The 19,258-nt window shown below is 67.4% G+C and carries 13 protein-coding genes; 10 read left to right on the top strand and 3 right to left on the bottom strand.

What is annotated here, in order from left to right; translation table 11 throughout:
• Window positions 1–231: 231 nt before the first annotated feature.
• On the bottom strand, window positions 232–1,518 hold the full coding sequence (locus JOD97_RS32300; RefSeq protein ID WP_209726922.1) for a GMC family oxidoreductase N-terminal domain-containing protein: 1,287 nt from the start codon (window positions 1,516–1,518) through the stop codon (window positions 232–234).
• 198 nt (window positions 1,519–1,716) lie between these two features.
• Between JOD97_RS32300 and pedF the strand changes: the two genes are divergently transcribed.
• The 3 genes from pedF to JOD97_RS32315 are packed head-to-tail and all read left to right on the top strand — an operon-like array spanning window position 1,717 to window position 5,265.
• Window positions 1,717–2,193, top strand: coding sequence for a cytochrome c-550 PedF (pedF, locus tag JOD97_RS32305; protein WP_209726923.1), 477 nt, complete (start codon window positions 1,717–1,719; stop codon window positions 2,191–2,193).
• 13 nt (window positions 2,194–2,206) lie between these two features.
• Window positions 2,207–3,037: an ABC transporter substrate-binding protein gene (locus tag JOD97_RS32310; protein ID WP_209726924.1), complete on the top strand. Its 831-nt coding sequence runs from the start codon at window positions 2,207–2,209 to the stop codon at window positions 3,035–3,037.
• Complete coding sequence (locus JOD97_RS32315) at window positions 3,034–5,265, top strand: TonB-dependent receptor (protein WP_209726925.1); 2,232 nt, start codon at window positions 3,034–3,036, stop codon at window positions 5,263–5,265. Before JOD97_RS32310 ends, JOD97_RS32315 begins: the two co-directional genes overlap by 4 nt.
• On the opposite strand, the gene JOD97_RS32320 is transcribed toward JOD97_RS32315, so the two are convergent.
• On the bottom strand, window positions 5,262–7,400 hold the full coding sequence (locus JOD97_RS32320; RefSeq protein ID WP_209726926.1) for a TonB-dependent receptor: 2,139 nt from the start codon (window positions 7,398–7,400) through the stop codon (window positions 5,262–5,264). The genes JOD97_RS32315 and JOD97_RS32320 overlap by 4 nt on opposite strands.
• Before the next feature lie 116 nt (window positions 7,401–7,516).
• On the opposite strand from JOD97_RS32320, the gene JOD97_RS32325 reads away from it, so the two are divergent.
• The 7 genes from JOD97_RS32325 to JOD97_RS32355 all read left to right on the top strand — a co-directional run bounded on the left by JOD97_RS32325 (window position 7,517) and on the right by JOD97_RS32355 (window position 16,813).
• Window positions 7,517–8,461, top strand: coding sequence for a beta-propeller fold lactonase family protein (locus JOD97_RS32325; RefSeq protein ID WP_209726927.1), 945 nt, complete (start codon window positions 7,517–7,519; stop codon window positions 8,459–8,461).
• Between the two features lie 205 nt (window positions 8,462–8,666).
• A complete protein-coding gene (adh, locus tag JOD97_RS32330; protein ID WP_209726928.1) occupies window positions 8,667–10,187 on the top strand; it encodes an aldehyde dehydrogenase in 1,521 nt (506 codons plus the stop codon).
• Between the two features lie 2 nt (window positions 10,188–10,189).
• On the top strand, window positions 10,190–10,564 hold the full coding sequence (locus tag JOD97_RS32335) for a DUF779 domain-containing protein (RefSeq protein WP_209726929.1): 375 nt from the start codon (window positions 10,190–10,192) through the stop codon (window positions 10,562–10,564).
• Between the two features lie 39 nt (window positions 10,565–10,603).
• Entirely contained in the window at window positions 10,604–12,346 is a 1,743-nt protein-coding gene (locus JOD97_RS32340) for a PQQ-dependent methanol/ethanol family dehydrogenase (protein ID WP_209726930.1), read from the top strand.
• 203 nt (window positions 12,347–12,549) lie between these two features.
• The gene (locus JOD97_RS32345; protein ID WP_209726931.1) at window positions 12,550–13,707 is read left to right on the top strand and encodes a porin; all 1,158 of its coding nucleotides are present in this window, start codon (window positions 12,550–12,552) and stop codon (window positions 13,705–13,707) included.
• On the top strand, window positions 13,707–15,836 hold the full coding sequence (locus tag JOD97_RS32350) for a 4Fe-4S binding protein (protein ID WP_209726932.1): 2,130 nt from the start codon (window positions 13,707–13,709) through the stop codon (window positions 15,834–15,836). Before JOD97_RS32345 ends, JOD97_RS32350 begins: the two co-directional genes overlap by 1 nt.
• A complete protein-coding gene (locus JOD97_RS32355) occupies window positions 15,833–16,813 on the top strand; it encodes an FAD:protein FMN transferase (RefSeq protein WP_209726933.1) in 981 nt (326 codons plus the stop codon). Before JOD97_RS32350 ends, JOD97_RS32355 begins: the two co-directional genes overlap by 4 nt.
• A gap of 19 nt (window positions 16,814–16,832) precedes the next feature.
• Here the strand turns inward: JOD97_RS32355 and JOD97_RS32360 are convergent, their stop codons facing one another.
• Window positions 16,833–18,800 carry a sigma-54-dependent Fis family transcriptional regulator gene (locus JOD97_RS32360; protein WP_209726934.1) on the bottom strand — a complete coding sequence of 656 codons (1,968 nt, stop codon included), beginning with the start codon at window positions 18,798–18,800 and terminating at the stop codon, window positions 16,833–16,835.
• Window positions 18,801–19,258: the final 458 nt, after the last annotated feature.

The following is a 19,258-nucleotide window of genomic DNA, read 5'->3' on the forward strand; positions in this document are numbered from 1 at the left end:
ATGATAGTGCTGCAACCAGTGTGAAAGTAGGTTATCGTCAGGCTAGTTATATAAAGAAGCCCCTTCCAGTGATCTGGTCGGGGCTTTTTTGCGTCCATAGGCCGCACGTCATGCAAACCACGGAGACACGTAGGGCGGATTAGGCGGAACGCCGTAATCCGCCATGTATGCGCCGCCGGGACGCATGCATGGCGGATTACGCTGCGCTAATCCGCCCTACGTGGAATAACGTTACGCAGACAGATCGGTCCCCAGGCGCGTCCCCAAACACAGTAACGTCAACGTCGGCGGCAATCCCCACGACTCCGGAATCACCGAAGCATCGCAAACAAATAAATTCCGCGTCGTGGTTTGCAAATTACTATCGACCGCATCCCCGATGCGCAGACTCCCGCCCGGATGCGCGGCGAAATGCCAGCTCTTAAAGATCTTCCTCGCCCCCGCCGCGCGCAGGATCTCGCGCGCCATGCCCACGCCGGTCGCCAGCTTGGCGCGATCACCGGCGGTCAGCGTCTTGTCCACCCAGCGCGGCCCGATGGCCCCGCCGATATCGTCACGTATCTTCACCATCAACGTCAACGTCTGCGCATGCGACATCAGGCGATCAAACCGCCCCACCTGCGCGGCGAACGCCTGATACATCGGCTTGGGCAAGGTCATATCCGCCAGCGCGATGCCCTCCTCATGTAAATACATCCCCGCCGCCATCGGCACTTCGGCGCCGCCGTCGATATCGTCGACCACGCCCATCACCGCGATCACCGGATCGCTGAAGAAGGCGCTGCTTTCCGCATGCAGGCCGGAGCGATGCAGCAGACGCGGACTGCCGATACCGCCTCCCGCCAGCACCACGTTGGCACCGAGCGCCTGGCGCATTTCACCGTCGCGCCGATAGCACACGCCGGTCGCCCGGCCGTTTTCGACGATCACCCGTTCCGCTTTGGCCTGGTCTATCAACGTGGCGCCCAGCTGGATGGCCTCGTCGAGGAAATCGCGCGCGGTCCACTTGGCGCCGAACGGGCAACCGTAGACGCAACGCCAGCAGCCGGTGCGGCAAATTTGCGGACGAATCAATTTATCGAGCTTGCGCCAGCCAAGCTTGCGCGCCTCGGCTCCCTGGCCAATGCGTTTGGCCATCGGCCCGATAAGGTCATCGGGCAAAGGCCCCATCGGCAGTTCGGCGCGCAGCGATGCCAGCATCGGCGCCAGGTCGATATCGTGCGCGGCAAACATGGCCAACGGCGGCGGCGCCGCAGTGGCGAAGTTGATCGTCGACGTACCGCCGGCGGCCACGCCGCTGACCAGCAGCGAAGCGTCGCGGTGGATGAACGCGCCCTTGCCGGGAACGGCGGCGATGCCGGCCATCTGCGACAACGTGCCTTGCAGCGGCGCCGCGCTGCCCTGTTCCAGCACCAGCACACGCAGGCCGCGCCGCGCCAGTTCGCGCGCGACGCTGGCGCCGCCCGGGCCGCTGCCGACGATGATGGCGTCATAGTTCTCGGTGCTGGGCTGGCTCATGGGCTGTGGGGTAGTCGAAAGCGGCTGGTGCAAGCGCACCATCCCATTCTATCCCACGGCGCGCCGGCGCCGCGTTGAACAACCGGTTGTGACACTTGTCCCAAATTGGAACAGGCGACGCCGAATCACCGGGGGCGCGGGCGTGGCATGGCGTTTGCTCAATGACTGTATAAATCTTAAAACCAGCCAGGAGACATCATGCATCATCCATTCCGCATTCTCGCCGCCACCACCGTTCTCGCGGCGGTGGCCTTCGCTTCCTTGTCCGTCTACGCCCACGGCAACGTGGTGCCGCAGGCGGTCGACACCACCGGCCTGACGGCGCTCGGCGAAAAGTGGCTCGACCAGAACCCTTACCGCGGCAATCCGCTGGCGTTGAAGATCGGTTCATCCGCCTACAACCAGAATTGCGCGCGCTGCCATGGCCTGGAGGCGGTCACCGGCGGCATCGCGCCCGATCTGCGCCTGCTGGACCGCGACTGCGCCGACGTCAAAAACGAGACCAAGAAAAAGGCCTGCTACAAGGAGACCGACAACTACTATCTGAACTCGATCCGGCACGGCAAGGTGCGCAACGGCGCGGTGTATATGCCGCCGTTCGAGGGCGTCTTCAACCAGGAAGCCATGTGGGCCATCAAGACCTATCTGGAAGCCCGCCGCGACGCCGCCAAATAACCGGGAGCCCATCATGCCGATCGCCCGCTGGCGCGCCGCCGCGCTGATTTCGTTGGCCGCCGTTCTGCTGGGCGCGGCCGCCCCCGCCCACGCCGACTGGGAAAAGATACGCCAGTCCGGATCGCTGAAGGTGGCCGTGTACGACCAGTTCGCGCCGTTTTCCGAGCGCGGTGCCGGCATCGACGTGGACGTCGCGCAGGCGTTGGCGACGAAGCTGGGGCTCAAACTGAGCCTGCTGCCGTTTCCAGCCGGCGAAAACCTGGGCGACGACCTGCGCAACATGGTGTGGAAGGGGCACTACCTCGGTTATGGTCCCGCCGACGTGATGCTGCATGTGCCGGTCGAGCCGCTGCTGATGAACGAGAACGACAAGGTAGCCATCTTCGCGCCCTACCACGTGGAGACGGTGCGGCTGGTGCGCAGCGCGCGCGCGATGCCGGTCTTCGACGGCATCGATGCGCTGGCCGGCAAGACAGTCGGCGTCGAAAAGGTCTCCATCGCGGCGATGGTGCTGCTGGGCGAAGGGAACGGCCGCTTCCGCGACAAGGTCCGCATTTTCGATACGGCGGCCGAGGCGCTGGCGCAGCTCAAGGCCGGCCAGCTCGACGCCGTGCTGGCCAACCGTTCGGAAATCGACGCCGTGTTCCGCGACGATCCGGCCTTCCCGTTGAACGAGGTCGCCTTTCAGCGCCTGCCGCGTGCAGGATGGGCGGTTGGCATGGCCGTGCGCAAGGACGACCGCGAGATGGCGAAACTGCTGCAGGCGGCCGTCAACGAGATGAAGGCCAGCGGCGAGCTGAAAGCCATCTTCGCCAGGTATGGTGTACACGAGCAGGCGCCATGAGGCAGCGCGCGGTGGTGGCGGCGGGCGTGCTGTTCGCCTGCGCCGGCGCGGCGGCCGACGACGGTGCGCCGGGGAACTATCCGGTGGCGTCCATGCTGTCGGTCGATATCGTCGGCGTGGCGCCGTTGCCCGGTATCGGCACGGACCGCAACCAGCTGCCGTATCAGGTGCAGACGGCGGGCGGGCGCGCGCTCGACGTCCCGGCCAGCCGCAATCTGGGCGAGTTCATGGCCCGCAACCTGACCGGCGTGAACGTCAACGAGATCTCCGGCAGCCCGTTCCAGAGCGACATCACCTACCGCGGCTTCCGCGCGTCGCCGGTGCTCGGCTCATCTCAGGGCATCTCGGTGTATCTGGACGGCGTGCGGGTCAACGAACCGTTCGGCGACGTCGTCAACTGGGACATGCTGCCGGAGGCGGCGATCGGCGGCATCATGCTCGCGCCGGGATCGAATCCGCTGTATGGACTCAACACGCTGGGCGGAGCGCTGGTGCTGACGACCAAAACCGGTAAAAGCCACCCCGGCGTGGACGCCGACGTATCGACCGCCAGCAACGGCCGGCGCCGCGCCGACATCGCCTACGGCTACGATAGCGCTGACGGCGGCGGGCGGTGGAACGCCTTCATCGCCGCCACCACCTTCCACGACCGCGGTTGGCGCGACCATTCCGACGGACGCCTGGGCAATGTCTACGCCAAGCTGGCCGGCACCGCCGGCGACAACGACTGGAGCGTCGCGCTGCTGGCGGCGAGCAGCCGGTTGATAGGCAACGGCCTGCTGCCCGACGGCTTGTACGGGGACGATCGCCGCGCCGTCTATACCTCGCCCGACGAAACGCGCAACCGCCTGCGCCAGATCGTCTTCGACCTGAGGCACCGCTTCGACAGCCACACCGAACTGGCCGTGGCGCTGTATGCGCGCGGCAGCCGGCGCGACACCGTCAACGGCGACATCAACGACGACTATGCCGAGGCCGAGAGCGAGCACGCGGCGTCCTACAACACCACGTCAACCCGGCAGCGCAGCCATGGTTTCAGCGCGCAGTTCAGCAGGCATGCCGACTCGCACCAGCTGGCGGCCGGCCTGACCTTCGACCGCGGCACCGTAAGCTTCGCGCAGTACGAGCGGGAGGCGGACTTCGCCCCCGACCGTTCAGTCGTCGTGGATGCGGACGCGGAGCGCGAGGCCGGTTCCTCGGTCGACGGCGCCGCCCGCGCGGCCGGCATGTACGCGGCCGACACCTGGACCGTGGCGCCCGACACCTGGCTGACCGTCTCCGCGCGCTACAACCACGCCAGGGTGGGCAACCAGCTGCGCCGCGACGCGGAGACGCAGCCGCGCGAAACGTTCGACTACCGCAAGCTCAATCCCGCGATCGGCATCGCGCGCCGGGTGGCCGGCGGCGCAACGCTGTTCGCCAATCTGTCGCAGAGCAACCGCGTGCCGACCGTGATCGAATTGGGTTGCGCCGATCCCGAGCGGCCGTGCCGTTTGCCGGTGGGCCTGCAATCGGATCCCTTTCTGAAGCAGGTGGTCTCGCGTACCGCCGAAGCGGGCATGCGCTGGCGCGGCGCGCGCGGAGACACGGCGTCGTTGTCGCTGTACCGCACCGTGAACCGCGACGACATCCTGTTCCGCAGCGCCGCGCTGGCGCAGCAAGGCTACTTCGCCAATTTCGCCCGTACCCGCCACCAGGGCGTGGACCTGGGCGTCACCGGCCGCGCCGGCGCGTGGTCCGCGCGCTTGAACTACAGCTATCTGGAAGCGACCTACGACGCGCGGGGCGATCTGTTCAGCGGCACGCGCGACGTCCATATCGTGCCCGGCACCCGCCTGGCCGGACTGCCGCGCAATACGGCCAAGCTGGGACTGGAGTGGAGCGCGACGCCGGCGCTGACGCTGGGCGCGGACCTGGTGGCGACCTCCGACATGGCCACCCAGGGCGACGAGGACGGCGCCGCCGCATCGGCGGGGCGTGACTGGCGCATCCGCGGCCACGCGCTGCTGGACGCGCACGCCACCTACCGTCCGGCGCCGAAATGGGAGTTGTACGCGCGCGTGACCAACCTCGCGGACCGCCGTTACGAAAGCTACGGCGCGGTCGGGGTGGACATGTTCCCCAATGGCGTCCTGGCGCCGCCCGGCACCGGCGATGCGGGGACGGCGCGCTTTGTCGCACCCGGCGCGCCGCGCTCGGTGGCGGCCGGGCTGCGCTACCGCTTCTAGAACTGGTACTGGGCGCCGACGCCCAGCAGCCAGTTGCGGCCGGGGGCCGCTTCGTAAAAGCGTTTGTTGGTGTCGCCGACGATCAGCGATCCCACGTACCGCCGGTCCATCAGATTGTTCACCCGCGCGAATTGCTTGAAGCGCCAGCCGCGCCATTGCTGGCCGGCGGTGACGCGCGCATTGAGCACGCCGTAGCCGGGCGCCGGTTGCTCCGTATTGGCGTCCTCCGCGTAGATCTTGCCGCTGGCGACACCCTCCAGCGCGGCGCCGAAGCGGCCGCCGGCCTCTTTCCACGCCAGTTCGGCGTAGGCGTTGGCGTTGGGGACGCCGGGCAGCCGGCTGCCTTCCTGGACCGCGCCGAAGGCCTCGTCGTAGACCGCGCGCAGGGTGGTCAGCGCCACGCGCGTGCTTAGGCCGTAGCGCCATGCGCTGTCGAGCGACAGCTCGAACCCCTGGCGCAGCGTGCGGCCGGCGTTGCGGTAGCTGGTGCGTCCGCCGCCGCTGCTGTCGACCACCAGCTCGTCGCGGGTGCGGACCTGGAACACGGCGGCGTTGATCCGCATGTCGGCGTCGAGCCGGGCCTTGACGCCGGCTTCCAGATGCGTGCTTTGCGCCGCCCGCAAGCGGAAGTTGAAGCCGCCGCCGGTGCCCGAGTAAAACAGCTCGTTGAGGGTGGGCGTCTCGAAGCCGCGCGCCGCGCTGGCATAGATGTTCAGCGCCGGCGCCAGTTGATACAGCACGCCCAGCACCGGCGTGGTGTGGCTGAAATCGAGGCTGCCGCTATCGTCGCCGTTGCTGCGGAAATGGTCGTCCACCGAGATTTTCACGCTGCTGTGGCGCAGGCCCGCGCTCAGCATCCAGGCGCCTGCCTCCCATTCCGCCTGAACGTAGGGATCGACGCTGGTGACCTTGTCGGTCTCGTCGCGCCGCAGCGCGCCCTTGACGCCGAAGCGCGTGCCGATGAAGTTCTCGAAGCCTTGGCGCGCGTCGCTGGAGCGGCCGTATTCCAGGCCGACCGTGGTGCCGAGCTTTCCGCCCGCCAGCCGGCTGACATGCAGCCAGTTCACATCCGCGCCGTAAAAGTCGCGCTCGAAATCGACCACGCCGCCCGAGTGGCTGGCCGGCGCCTGGAAGGCTTTGGAAAACGCCTGGTACTGGATCACGCCGCGGTTGCCGCCGTAGACGGTCGCGCGCAGGCGGTCCTCGCCGAAGCGCTGCTCCCAGCTGGCGCCGATCTGCTGGTGGTCGATGCTCTTGCGGGTGTTGTAGCGGTCCGCCAGGGTGCGTTTCGGGCTTTGCGGGTCGGTGGCGTCGGTCTCGCCGGCGCGCGGGTCGCGCAGATAGGTGGCCCAGCTGACGCCGAGCGCGTCCTGGGTGTCGTCCTGGCGCAGCGCGCTGGCGACGATGGTCAGGCTGGCCCCCGCCATCGGCGCCAGGGTCAGTTTGGCGAATGCCTGGTCGCGGGTGGCGGCGCTGTGGGCGCGGTAGCCGTCGGTCTCGAAGCGCGAGGCGTCGAGCACATAGCCGATGCCCGCTTGCTTGCCCTGCGCGTTCAGGTCCGCCTTGCGGCTGCCGTAGCTGCCGGCGCTGAGCGAGGTCTCGATCGCCGGCGCGCCCTCGCCGTCGCGCGTGAACATCTGGATCACGCCGCCGGAGTGGTTGCCGTACAGGGCGGAGAACGGTCCGCGCAGCACTTCGATGCGCTCGGCCATGTCCAGATTGAAGGTGGCCGCCTGGCCCTGGCCGTCCGGCATGCTGGCCGGGATGCCGTCGGCGATCAGGCGCACGCCGCGCACGCCGAAGGCCGAGCGGGCGCCGAAGCCGCGCGAGGAGATCTGCAGGTCCTGGGCGTAGTTCTGGCGGTTTTGCGCCACCAGGCCCGGCACCGCCGCTAGCGCCTCGCTGGCGTTGACGCGCGCCTGGCCGTCGCGGATGCGCGCGGCGTCGAGCACGTCGACCGAGGCGGGCATGTCGAACACCGTGTGGCCGACGCGGGTGGCGCTGACCACCACCACGTCGGCCGTAACATCGGGTGAAACCGCGGCCGGGGTGGGGGCCAGGTCGGCCGCCATGGCGCCGCCGCCGAGGGCGAACAACGCCGCCACCGCGTTGAGGGGGAATAAGGCTTGCTTCATGTCGTCTCCGTGTTTTTGGTCGGTGTGATAACGACCGGTAAGCAATATACCTGCCATCCGGTTTTTGTGGCACGACGCTTGCAACTATCTCCGCATTTACCTTGAAAGGCGAATTTATGAACAACTTGCGCTTGCTCTCCCGCCTCGTCGTCGCGCTGCTGGCCGCTCCGGCCTTCGCCGCGCCGCTGGCCTACGTGCCGAACGAGAAGTCCGGCTCCATCAGCGTCATCGACACCGCCAGCGACACCGTGCTGCGCCAGATCCCCGCCGGCAAGCGGCCGCGCGGCATCGCCGCCGATCCGCGCGGCGCGCGGCTGTATGTCACCGACGCCGCCGCCGGCGCGCTGCTGGTGATCGACGCCGCCAGCGGCGCGGTGACGCGGTCGATCGCGCTTGGCAAGTCACCCGAGGGCGTGGGTGCCTCGGCGGACGGCCGTTACGTCGCCGTCGCGGTCGAGGAGGGCAACAGCGTCGCGCTGATCGACGCGCTCGAGGGCCGGGTGCTGGCCGATATCCCGGTGCGCGGGAAAAATCCCGAGCACGCGGTGTTCAGCCCGGACGGCCGCTGGCTGCTGGTCAGCGCCGAGGAGGCCGAGCAGGTCGACGTGATCGACGTCGCGGCGCGCCGCCAGAGCGGTTCGATCGCCGTCGGCCTGCGCCCGCGCGGCATGGGCTTCAGCCCGGACGGCGCGCGCGCCTATGTGGCCTGCGAGCTGGCCAACGCGGTCTATGTGATCGACATGGCGACGCTGGCGGCGGTGGCGCGGGTGCCGGCCGGGCGCAACGCCAATGGCATCGCCGTCCATCCCGACGGCAGCCGGGTCTACGTCTCGAACGGTATCGACGCCAGCGTGATGGCGATCGACACCGCGAGCAACACGGTAGTGGCGACCATCGCCGTCGGCAAGCGCCCGTGGAACATGGCGCTGACGCCGGACGGCGCCAAGCTGTATGTCGCCAACGGCCGCTCCGACAGCGTTTCGGTCATCGATACGGCCGCCGCGGCCAGGCGCGCCGACGTCGCCGTCGGCGAACTGCCCTGGGGCGTGGTGATCCGCTGAGCCGCCGGCCGCGCTGCTCCATCGGATGACACCTGTTCCAAATATGAACAGCCGGCGCGGCGCGCAAAGCCCCGCCGGCCGGGCTTTCCCCTCTCCGGGCGGGCCAGGACGGTGCTGGCACGGTGCTTGCGAAAAAGAGGCTACGCACCACCGAACGCCGCTCCGCCACGGAGCGGCCTCATAACCACAGCAGAAAGAGGACGACATGGATCTCGCAGACATCAGCAAATTAGGCGTTGCCAACCCCTTCAAGGCGCGCTACGACAACTACATCGGCGGCAAATTCGTCGCCCCGGTCAAGGGCCAGTATTTCGGCAACATCACGCCGATCACCGGCCAGGTGTTCTGCGAGGTGGCGCGCTCCACCGCCGAGGACGTGGAGTTGGCGCTCGACGCCGCCCACGCTGCCAAGGACGCGTGGGGCAAGACCTCGCAGACCGAGCGCGCCAACATCCTCAACAAGATCGCCGACCGCATCGAAGCCAACCTGACGCTGATCGCCACCGCCGAGACCATCGACAACGGCAAGCCTATCCGCGAGACCACCGCCGCCGACATCCCGCTGGCGGTCGACCACTTCCGCTACTTCGCCGGCTGCATCCGCGCCCAGGAGGGCTCGGTGGCGCAGATCGACGCCGAGACCTACGCCTACCACTTCCACGAGCCGCTCGGCGTGGTCGGCCAGATCATCCCGTGGAACTTCCCGATCCTGATGGCGGTGTGGAAGCTGGCGCCGGCGCTGGCCGCCGGTAACTGCGTGGTGCTCAAACCCGCCGAGCAGACCCCCGCCTCGATCATGGTGCTGCTGGAGGTGATCGGCGACCTGCTGCCGCCGGGCGTGCTCAATGTGGTCAACGGCTACGGCCTGGAGGCGGGCAAGCCGCTGGCGTCGAACAAGCGCATCGCCAAGATCGCCTTCACCGGCGAAACCGGCACCGGACGCCTGATCATGCAGTACGCCGCGCAGAACCTGATCCCGGTCACGCTGGAACTGGGCGGCAAGTCGCCCAACATCTTCTTCGAGGACGTGATGGACGCCGACGACGCCTTCTTCGACAAGTGCCTGGAGGGCTTCGCGATGTTCGCGCTGAACCAGGGCGAGGTGTGCACCTGCCCGTCGCGGGTGCTGATCCAGGAATCGATCTACGAGAAATTCATCGAGCGCGCGCTGGCGCGCGTGGCCGCGATCAAGCAGGGCAACCCGCTCGACGCCGGCACCATGCTCGGCGCGCAGGCGTCGAACGAACAGCTCGAGAAGATCATGTCCTACATCGACATCGGCAAGCAGGAGGGCGCGCAGTTGCTGGCCGGCGGCGAACGCAATGTGCAGGGCGGCGATTTGAAGGACGGCTACTACGTGCGTCCCACCGTCTTCAAGGGCGACAACAAGATGCGCATCTTCCAGGAGGAGATCTTCGGGCCGGTGGTGTCGGTGACCACCTTCAAGGACGAAGCGGACGCGCTGCGCATCGCCAACGACACGCTGTATGGCCTGGGCGCCGGTTTGTGGACGCGCGACGGCTCGCGCGCCTTCCGCGTCGGCCGCGCCATCCAGGCTGGCCGCGTCTGGACCAACTGCTACCACCTGTATCCGGCGCACGCCGCGTTCGGCGGCTACAAGCAGTCGGGCATCGGCCGCGAGAACCACAAGATGATGCTGGACCACTACCAGCAGACCAAGAACCTGTTGGTCAGCTACAGCCCGAACGCGCTCGGCTTCTTCTGACCATGTCGCACGCGATCCCCCGCGTCACGGCCACCCCGGCGGCGCTCGACATGCTCGCCGGGCTGCGCAGCCGCCACGGTCCGCTGCTGTTCTTCCAGTCGGGCGGCTGCTGCGACGGCAGCGCGCCGATGTGCTATCCGGTGGGCGAGTTCGACATCAGCGACACCGATGTCTATCTCGGTAATCTGAACGGGACGCCGTTCTACATGGGGCTCGAGCAGTTCGAGTATTGGGAGCATACGCAGTTGATCATCGACGTGGTTGAAGGGAACGGCGGCATGTTCTCGCTCGACAACGGCACGGGCCGGCGCTTCCTGACCCGATCGCGCCTGTTCAGCGACGCGGAGCTGGCGGCCCTGGCACCGCCGGCGCGGTAACGCGGCGGCAGATAAAAATCATAATAACCGGAGAAGATTGTGCAAAAATTAGTCATCGCATCGCTGGCGGGGATCTCGATCCTGTCGCTGGCGCAGGCGGCCGATGTCACCTCGGCCATGCTCAAGAACGCGGCCACCAGCACCGACAGCGTGCTGTCGTTCGGCCTCGGCTCGGAGGGCCAGCGCTACTCGCCGCTGGCGCAGGTCAACACCAAGACCGTCGCCAAGCTGGTGCCGGCGTGGTCGTTCTCGTTCGGCGGCGAAAAGCAGCGCGGGCAGGAGTCGCAGCCGCTGATCTACAAGGGCAAGATGTTCGTCACCGCCTCGTATTCGCGCATCTTCGCGATCGACCTGAAAACCGGCGCCAAGCTGTGGAAGTACGAGCACCGCCTGCCGGACGGCATCATGCCGTGCTGCGACGTGGTCAACCGCGGCGCCGCGTTGTACGGCAACCTGGTCATCTTCGGCACGCTCGACGCGCAGCTCGTGGCGCTCGACCAGGACACCGGCAAGATCGTCTGGAAGGAGAAGGTCGACGACTACGCCGCCGGCTATTCGATGACGGCGGCGCCGCTGATCGCCGACGGCGTGCTGCTGACGGGCGTGTCCGGCGGCGAGTTCGGCGTCGTCGGCCGGGTCGAGGCGCGCAATCCGCTGACCGGCGATCTGTTATGGACCCGTCCCACCGTCGAGGGCCATATGGGCCACCGCTACGACAAGGACGGCAAGGAAAGCGACAACGGCGTCACCGGCACCTTGAACAAGACCTGGCCGGGCGAGCTGTGGAAGACCGGCGGCGCCTCGACCTGGATGGGCGGCACCTACGACGCAAAGACCGGCCTGGCCTACTTCGGCACCGGCAATCCGGCGCCGTGGAACAGCCATCTGCGCCCCGGCGACAATCTGTACTCGTCGTCCACCGTGGCGCTGGATGTGAAGACAGGCCAGATCAAGTGGGCCTACCAGAACACCCCCAACGATTCGTGGGACTTCGACGGCGCCAACGAATTCGTCACCTTCGACATGGACGGCAAGCGCTTCGGCGGCAAGGCCGACCGCAACGGCTTTTTCTACGTGATCGACGCCAATAGCGGCAAGCTGCAGAACGCCTTCCCGTTCGTCAAGAAGATCACCTGGGCGTCCGGCATCGATTTGAAGACGGGCCGTCCGAACTTCATCGCGGCCAACCGCCCGGGCGATCCGACCAAGGGCGAGGAGGGCAAGAAGGGCGGCACCGTGTTCGCGGCGCCCGCCTTCCTCGGCGCCAAGAACCAGATGCCGATGGCGTACAGCCAGCAGACAGGCTTGTTCTACGTGCCCGCCAACGAGTGGGGCATGGATATCTGGAACGAGCCAATCAGCTACAAGAAGGGCGGGGCCTACCTCGGCGCCGGCTTCACCATCCGGCCGCTGTTCGACGACTATATCGGCGCGCTGCGCGCGATCGATCCGAAGTCCGGCAAGATCGTCTGGGAGGTCAAGAACACGGCGCCGCTGTGGGGCGGCGTGATGACCACCGCCGGCGGGTTGGTGTTCTACGGCACGCCGGAGGGCTACCTCAAGGCGCTCGACGCCAAGTCGGGCAAGGAGCTGTGGAAGTTCCAGACCGGCTCCGGCGTGGTGGCGCCGCCGGTCACCTGGCAGGACGGCGATACGCAATACGTGGCCGTCGTTTCGGGCTGGGGCGGCGCGGTGCCGCTGTGGGGCGGCGAGGTGGCCAAGAAGGTCAATTTCCTGGAGCAGGGCGGCTCGGTGTGGGTGTTCAAGCTCTCCTCCAAATAAAACGGTTCCTGTAATTTTCGGGCGGCTTCGGCCGCCCTTTTTTTTTCGGTCTACTTCTGAACAGTGTCACACCGCGATTGATCCGATCCGGCACAACACCCGCGCTTGTTCCCGCGCGCCGCCCCGTGGCGCGCGTGGGCACGCGAATTGCCATGACCAGCTTACATCGCTCGATGTGCACAACAATAATGGGAGATCGAAAAATGAAGACAGTAGTGATGCTGGGCGCGCTGGCCATCGCCGCGGCGCAGGGCGCGCAGGCGGCCGATTTCAAGGCCGGCGACTGGAACGTCTCGCTGGGCGGCATCGTCAACGCCTACTACACGCAGGTGTCGTGCAGCGGCGACGCGGTCGGCGGGCTGGCGCTGGGCGGCAAGGCGGTCGGCTGCGGCGGCGAGAAGGACCGCACCACCATCGGCAACGGCCTGCTGCCGAACGGGCTGGTGACGTCGGCCACGTCGCGCCAGGGCGACTACGACGTCAAGGCGCTGATCGGCATCTACAACGCCACCGCCACCGACAGCGCCATCGCCGTCAACAGCGGCGTCGACGTGCGCCAGGCCTACTTCACCTTCGGTAACGACCGCATGGGCACCGTCAAACTGGGACGCGACAACGGCATCTTCGGCGCCACCGCGATCTTCGCGGACATGACGCTGATCGGCACCGGCGCGCCGGTGCAGGCGACCCAGCGCGGACGCGTCACGCTGGGCCACATCGGCGCCGGCTACAGCTACGTCGGCTACTATGGACAGATCGCCTACAGCGCGCCGAAGTCGTCGCTTGGCGGCTTCGGCCTCGATGCTGCGCTGGTCAGCCCCGTGGCCGACACGCCGATCGTGGCGGCGCCGGTGTACACGTCGAAAACCAGCCCGCAGTTCCAGGCGCAGCTCAGTTACGCGGCCGACGGCTTCAAGACCTGGCTGGGCGCGAAGTCGCAAAAGTTCAGCGCCACCGCGCCCGGCGTGCGCGACTTCACGATGGCGGGCGTGGAGGCCGGGGCGTCGTACCAGGCCGGCGCGCTGGGCGTGCTGGCCAACTTCCAGGGCGGCAGGGGGCTCGGCATCCTGTCCGACGCCGACCAGGGCGACACCAGGTCCAAGGCCTACTTCGTGCAGGCGACGTACAAGCCGGCGGACAAGGTCAAGCTTGGCCTGAGCTACGGCATCAGCCGCAACGACGACGACACCGCCGGCACCTTCGGCCTGAAGTCCAACGCCAACCTGACCGGCGGCGTGTACTGGTCGCTGACCAGCGCGATCACGCTGGTGGGCGAAGTGGGCCAGACCCGTTCCAAGGCGTTCACCGGCGCCGAGGCCAGGATGAACGGCGCCTCGCTGGGCGGCATCATCTTCTTCTGATGACGCGGACCTCGAAGTGGCGGCGCGCGCTGTGCTGCCTTCTTTGCGCGCTGGCCGGCTTGCTGGCGCTGGCGCTTGGCGCCACGCCGTCGCGCGCCGGCGTGCTCGCGCGCGCCGATGTGGTCAAGCGCTTCCCGGCGCCGCTGATGGTGGGCGAGCGCGACGCCGAGCTGCCGGTGTGGCCGCTGTTCCGCCAGAACGCCACGGCCACGGAGCTGGTGGGCTACGTGTTCGAGTCGATCGACCTGGCGCCCATCCCCGGATTTTCGGGCGTGCCGCTGAACCTGATGGTGGCCATCGACGCCGGCGGCGGCTTCCTCGGCGTCGAGGTGCTGTCGCATCACGAGCCGGTGTTCCTCGACGGCCTGGGCGAGGCGCCGCTGCGCCAGTTCGTCGCGCAGTACAAGGGGCTGTCGCTGAGGCAGGCCATCAGCATCGAGACCGGCGTGCGCCGCGCGCGCCATCCGGACGCCGCGCACGCCTATATCGACGGCGTCTCCAAGGCGACGGCGTCGGTGCGCATCATCAACCAGAGCGTGCTGGCGGCGGCGCTAAAAGTCTCGCGCAAGAAGCTCGGCCTGGCCGCCGGGCGCGATCCGGACCAGATCGCGCGCGTGCGCCAGGACGTGTTCCGGCCGATGGATGTGGAGCGGATGCTCGGCGCGGGACTGCTGCGGCGCCTGCGCGTGAGCAACCGCGAGGTCGAGCAGCTGTTCGCCGGCGGCGCCGGCGCCGGCCTCGACGCCGAGGCGCTGGCCCGCCCGGACGACAGTTTCATCGATCTGTACGTGGCCTGCGTGTCGGTGCCGTCGATCGGCCGCAACCTGTTGACGGCGGCCGGCTGGGACAAACTGCGCGGGCGCCTCGAGCCGGGCGACCACGCGTTGATCGTCATCTCCTCCGGGCGCTACAGCGTCACCGGCGAGGATTTCGTGCGCGGCAGCGTACCGGAGCGCATCCTGCTGCGGCAGGATAAGCTGCCCATCGATATGCGCGACCTGGATCTGGATGTGCGGCTGGCGGTACCGCTGGCGGCCGACAACGTCATCATCCTGCGCGTCATCGGCCAGGCCGGCCTGGATCCAGGGGCGCCGTTCGAACTGGCGCTGCCGATCACCCGTAACAAGGGCATCGTCTACCCGGAGCGCATCACCCGTACGCTGTCGATCCGCTATCAGCTGCCGGCCGACCTGCTGATCGCCGCCGACGGCGGCGACAAGTCGTGGCCGGGCATCTGGCGCGAACGCCGCCTCGAGCTGGCCGCGCTGACGGCCGGACTGCTGGTGCTGGGCGCCGCGCTGACGATGCGCAAGCGCCTGACGGCGCACGCGGCCCGCTTCAACTGGTTCCGCCGCGCCTACCTGCTGTTTACGATCGGTTTCATCGGCTATTACGCGCAGGGGCAGCTGTCGATCGTCAACCTCACCGGCGCGATCCAGGCGCTGATGGCGCGCCGCGGCCTGGAGTTCATGATGTTCGATCCGATGACGGTGGCCCTGTGGGTATTCGTGCCGGTGTCGCTGCTGATCTGGGGACGCGGCACTTTTTGCGGCTGGCTGTGCCCCTTCGGCGCGCTGCAGGAGCTGACGGGCAAGCTGGCGCGGCGTCTGCACGTGCCGCGGCCGCGCATCAAACCGCGGCTGGACGCGCGCCTCAAGCGCGTCAAATACGTGGCGCTGGCCGGCATCGTCGCCAGCGCCTTCCTCTCCAGCGCGGTCACCGACAAGCTGGTGGAGCTCGAGCCGTTCAAGACCGCCATCACGCTGAACTTCGTGCGCGGCTGGCCCTATGTCGCGTACGCGGTGGCCCTGCTGCTGGCCAGCGGTTTGGTCTACAAGTTCTTTTGCCGTTACCTGTGCCCCTTCGGCGCCTTGCTGGCGCTGCTGGGCAAGGTCCGCCTGCTGAACTGGATACCGCGTCACAAGGAGTGCGGCGCGCCATGCCAGACCTGCCGCCACCGCTGCGATTATCAGGCGATCGCGCCGTCGGGCAAGGTCGATTACGACGAGTGCTTCCAGTGCATGGATTGCGTGGTGATCTACGAGAGCGACGAGCTATGCGCGTTGCGCATCGTGGAGATCAAGCGCCGCCGCGAAATACCGATACATCCCGCAAGGAGCGGCCTATGAAACGACGAACCTTCATCGCCAGCGCCGTTGGCACCGTGGCCGGCGTGGCCGGCTGCGCGTGGCCGACCGACGACGCCTTGCACCGAGGCGCGGCGCTCGCCTTCGGCACCACCATCTCCATCTCGGTGGCGCATCCCGACGCCGCACTGGCCGCGCGCGCGATCGCCGACGGCCTGCGGGCGGCACGCGAGATCGACCATCTGATGAGCATTTACCATCCCGGCAGCCAGGTGCACCGGCTGAACCGGGACGGCGTGCTGGCGCATCCCGACCGGCGGCTGCTGGCGGTGTTGGAGCAGGCCGCCGAGCTGTCGCGGCTGACCGGCGGCGCCTTCGACGTGACGGTGCAGCCGTTGTGGCGCCTGTATTCGCAGGCGGCGGCGCGCGGCGCGCTGCCGGCGCAGGCCGAGCTGCTCCGCGCGCGGGCGCTGGTCGACTGGCAGCGCCTGTCGTTCGACGCGGAACGGGTCCGCTTCGGCCGTCCCGGCATGGCGTTGACGCTCAACGGCCTGGCGCAGGGCTACGCCGCCGACCAGGCGCTGGCGGCGGTGCAGGCGCACGGCATCCGCGACGCGCTGCTCGACACCGGCGAGTTTGTCGCGCGCGGGCAAAAGGCGCGGGACCGGCCCTGGATACTGGGCGTGCGCGATCCACGCGATGACGGCGCGCTGGCCGCCGTGCTGTACGCCCAAGGCTGCAGCGTGGCCACGTCCGGCGACTACGAATGCAGCTTCACGCCGGACCACCGGCACCACCACATCTTCGATCCGGCGCTGGGCGACTCGCCCGCCGAACTGGCCAGCGTGACGGTGCTGGCGCCGACCGGGATGCTGGCGGACGGCCTGTCGACCGCGTTCATGGTGATGGGCTGGGAGCGCGCCCGCGCGCTGGCGGCGCAGATGCCGGCGGTGGACCTGATGGCGATCGACAAGCGCGGACGGCAGCGGCGCTCGGCCGGCTTTCCGGCGGACGCCTGAGGCGGCGATGGACGCTTTGCTACTTCAGGTGGGGCAGCTTGCGGTAGATCGTGTTGCGCGATACCCCGAGCGCGCGCGCGGTGGCCGAGACGTTGCCGCCGTGGGCCTCGAGCGAGCGCACGATGACCGACTGCTCCATTTCTTCGAGGTTGGCGCCGCTGGCCATCATGCGCGCGGTACCGGCGTCCGCGCCGGCGCCGGCGCGGTCGTCGCGCGCCGGTTCATGTTCTATATCGTCGAGGAAGTCGTCGGGCATGTGCCGCAGGCCGATCTCGTGTTCGTCGCCGGCCATCACGAGCGCGGTGCGCAGCAGATTGGTGAGCTGGCGGAAGTTGCCGGGCCAGCGGTGGCGGCGGAACAGGCCAAGGATTTCGTCGGAGACGTGGTAACGGCCGTTGTTGGACTCCGACGCCAGGATTTTCTTGACCACCGTCTCAAGGTCGGTGCGCTCGCGCAGCGGCGGCAGCTTGACCACCAGTCCGTTGAGCCGGTAGTAGAGATCTTCGCGGAACAATCCGCGCGCCATGCGTTCGCGCAGATTGTGGTTGGTGGCGCAGATCAGCTCCACGTTCACCGGGATCGACTTGTCGCTGCCCAGCGGCGTCACCATGCGTTCCTGCAGCACGCGCAGCAGGCGCGCCTGCAGGCTGAATGGCATGTCGCCTATCTCGTCGAGGAACAGCGTGCCGCCATTGGCCTGCAGGATTTTGCCGACCGCGCCTTTCTTGCGCGCGCCGGTGAAGGCGCCGTCCTCGTAGCCGAACAACTCCGATTCGATCAGGGTCTCGGGGATCGACGCGCAGTTGACCGCCACGAAGGGGCTCGCCGCGCGCGGCGAATCGTTGTGGATCGCCTGCGCCAGCAGCTCCTTGCCGGTGCCGGTTTCGCCCATGATCATGATGGGGATGTCGCGTCCGAGCACGCGGGTGACCTTCTCGATCACCAGTTCCAGTTGCGGGTCGCCGGTGCGCAGGTAGCGCAGGCCCGACAGGCGGCGGGCGGTGGCGGCGGCCTGGTTGGCGGCCACCGCGCTGGTCGCCGGCGGCGCGCGGTCCGGCGCCAGCGATTGCTGGAACACGGTGTTCGCGAGCCGCAGCTGCGCGCGCCCGTAGACCCGCACGCCGCTGTGCATGCACAGATCGAGCAGGCCGGGCGAGGCGGTGCGGTTATGGTCGTACAGCGCCGACACCGGCAGTCCGAACAGGGAGCTGAAGCTGTGCGACTGCAGCGCGGCGAACGACAGGCCGAGTTGGAACAGGCCATTGCGGTTGGCCGCCAGGAAGCGTCCGCCGGGGCTGAAGGAGGCGATGCCCTCCATCAGCGTGCCGATGAACTCCGGCCGCGCATGGAAGTGCAGCGTGATGCTTTCCTCGAAGGTGGCGGAGAACAGCTGGTTCTCGATCATCAGCGCCGACATGCGCACCAGCGCCATGGTGTGCTTGTGATAGCTGCGCTGGTCGCCCGAGACGTCGAGCACCCCGATCACCCGGCCCAGGTGGTCGGCGATCGGCGCGGCGGAGCAGGTCAGGAAGTGGTTGGCGGTCAGGTAGTGCTGGTCCGCGTGGACCAGCGTCGGCATGCGCTCGGCGATCGCGGTGCCGATGGCGTTGGTGCCGCGGCTACGCTCGGACCAGGCGACGCCGGGTTGCAGCGCGACGCGGCTGGCCTTCTCCAGGAAGTCGTCGTCGCCCAGCGAGTGGACGATCACGCCATTGGCGTCCGTCAGGATCACCATGTTGTGGGTGTTGACGATTTGCTGGTATAGCGTCTCCATCGCCGGGATGGCGTGGGCGTGGAGCAGGCGGTTTTGCTCGATCAGCAGCGACAGGTCGTTGCGCGCCAGCGGACAGAAGTCGGGCGGCGATTCGGGGCGCAGCCCATATTGCTGGGATCGCTGATGCGAGGTCTCTATGATGATGGGCATGTTGTCGGCCCACGACTCGCCGACAGACGAGGTGTTCAGATTTGGAGCAGTCGGGCGTTCCATATGGTTCTCTAGTCTCCGGCGGCCGTTATCGGCTCTGCTTCTAATGTAGCACCTGTGCGGCGCGTGGGCAAAGCTTACTGCTCAGCCGTTGTTTATAACCGCTTGTAAGCAAACGGGATGCCAGCGAAAAATAAATCTTGGCAGTTCGATCCTACCTTTGCTATAGTTCGCCCCCTCGCAGAACGACGCACACAAATGCGGAGTGAAACGAGAAAAGAAGAAGTGGTTGAGGGGGTTGACGAAACGATCTAAACGCTTCATACTCTTTCTTCTTCGCTGACAGACAAAACGATTTGTTAGCGACGCAGTACCGAACAAGTTCTTTAAAAATTAACAGTCGATAAGTGTGGACGTTTGATGAAGGTGCACGCGGAACCAAGGTTAAACTTAGTTCCGCGATACTTAAAATATCAAATGTTCACAAGAAGTAATGAAATAGGCGCTACGAAAGTAGTGGC

It is taken from the genome of Duganella sp. 1411, assembly GCF_017833525.1.
Lineage (GTDB): Bacteria > Pseudomonadota > Gammaproteobacteria > Burkholderiales > Burkholderiaceae_D > Rugamonas.

Coding starts and splice junctions, on each gene's coding strand:
- JOD97_RS32300 (WP_209726922.1), bottom strand. CDS start 1,518: ATGAGCCAGCCCAGCACCGAGAACTATGACGCCATCATCGTCGGCAGC.
- pedF (WP_209726923.1), top strand. CDS start 1,717: ATGCATCATCCATTCCGCATTCTCGCCGCCACCACCGTTCTCGCGGCG.
- JOD97_RS32310 (WP_209726924.1), top strand. CDS start 2,207: ATGCCGATCGCCCGCTGGCGCGCCGCCGCGCTGATTTCGTTGGCCGCC.
- JOD97_RS32315 (WP_209726925.1), top strand. CDS start 3,034: ATGAGGCAGCGCGCGGTGGTGGCGGCGGGCGTGCTGTTCGCCTGCGCC.
- JOD97_RS32320 (WP_209726926.1), bottom strand. CDS start 7,400: ATGAAGCAAGCCTTATTCCCCCTCAACGCGGTGGCGGCGTTGTTCGCC.
- JOD97_RS32325 (WP_209726927.1), top strand. CDS start 7,517: ATGAACAACTTGCGCTTGCTCTCCCGCCTCGTCGTCGCGCTGCTGGCC.
- adh (WP_209726928.1), top strand. CDS start 8,667: ATGGATCTCGCAGACATCAGCAAATTAGGCGTTGCCAACCCCTTCAAG.
- JOD97_RS32335 (WP_209726929.1), top strand. CDS start 10,190: ATGTCGCACGCGATCCCCCGCGTCACGGCCACCCCGGCGGCGCTCGAC.
- JOD97_RS32345 (WP_209726931.1), top strand. CDS start 12,550: ATGAAGACAGTAGTGATGCTGGGCGCGCTGGCCATCGCCGCGGCGCAG.
- JOD97_RS32350 (WP_209726932.1), top strand. CDS start 13,707: ATGACGCGGACCTCGAAGTGGCGGCGCGCGCTGTGCTGCCTTCTTTGC.
- JOD97_RS32355 (WP_209726933.1), top strand. CDS start 15,833: ATGAAACGACGAACCTTCATCGCCAGCGCCGTTGGCACCGTGGCCGGC.
- JOD97_RS32360 (WP_209726934.1), bottom strand. CDS start 18,800: ATGGAACGCCCGACTGCTCCAAATCTGAACACCTCGTCTGTCGGCGAG.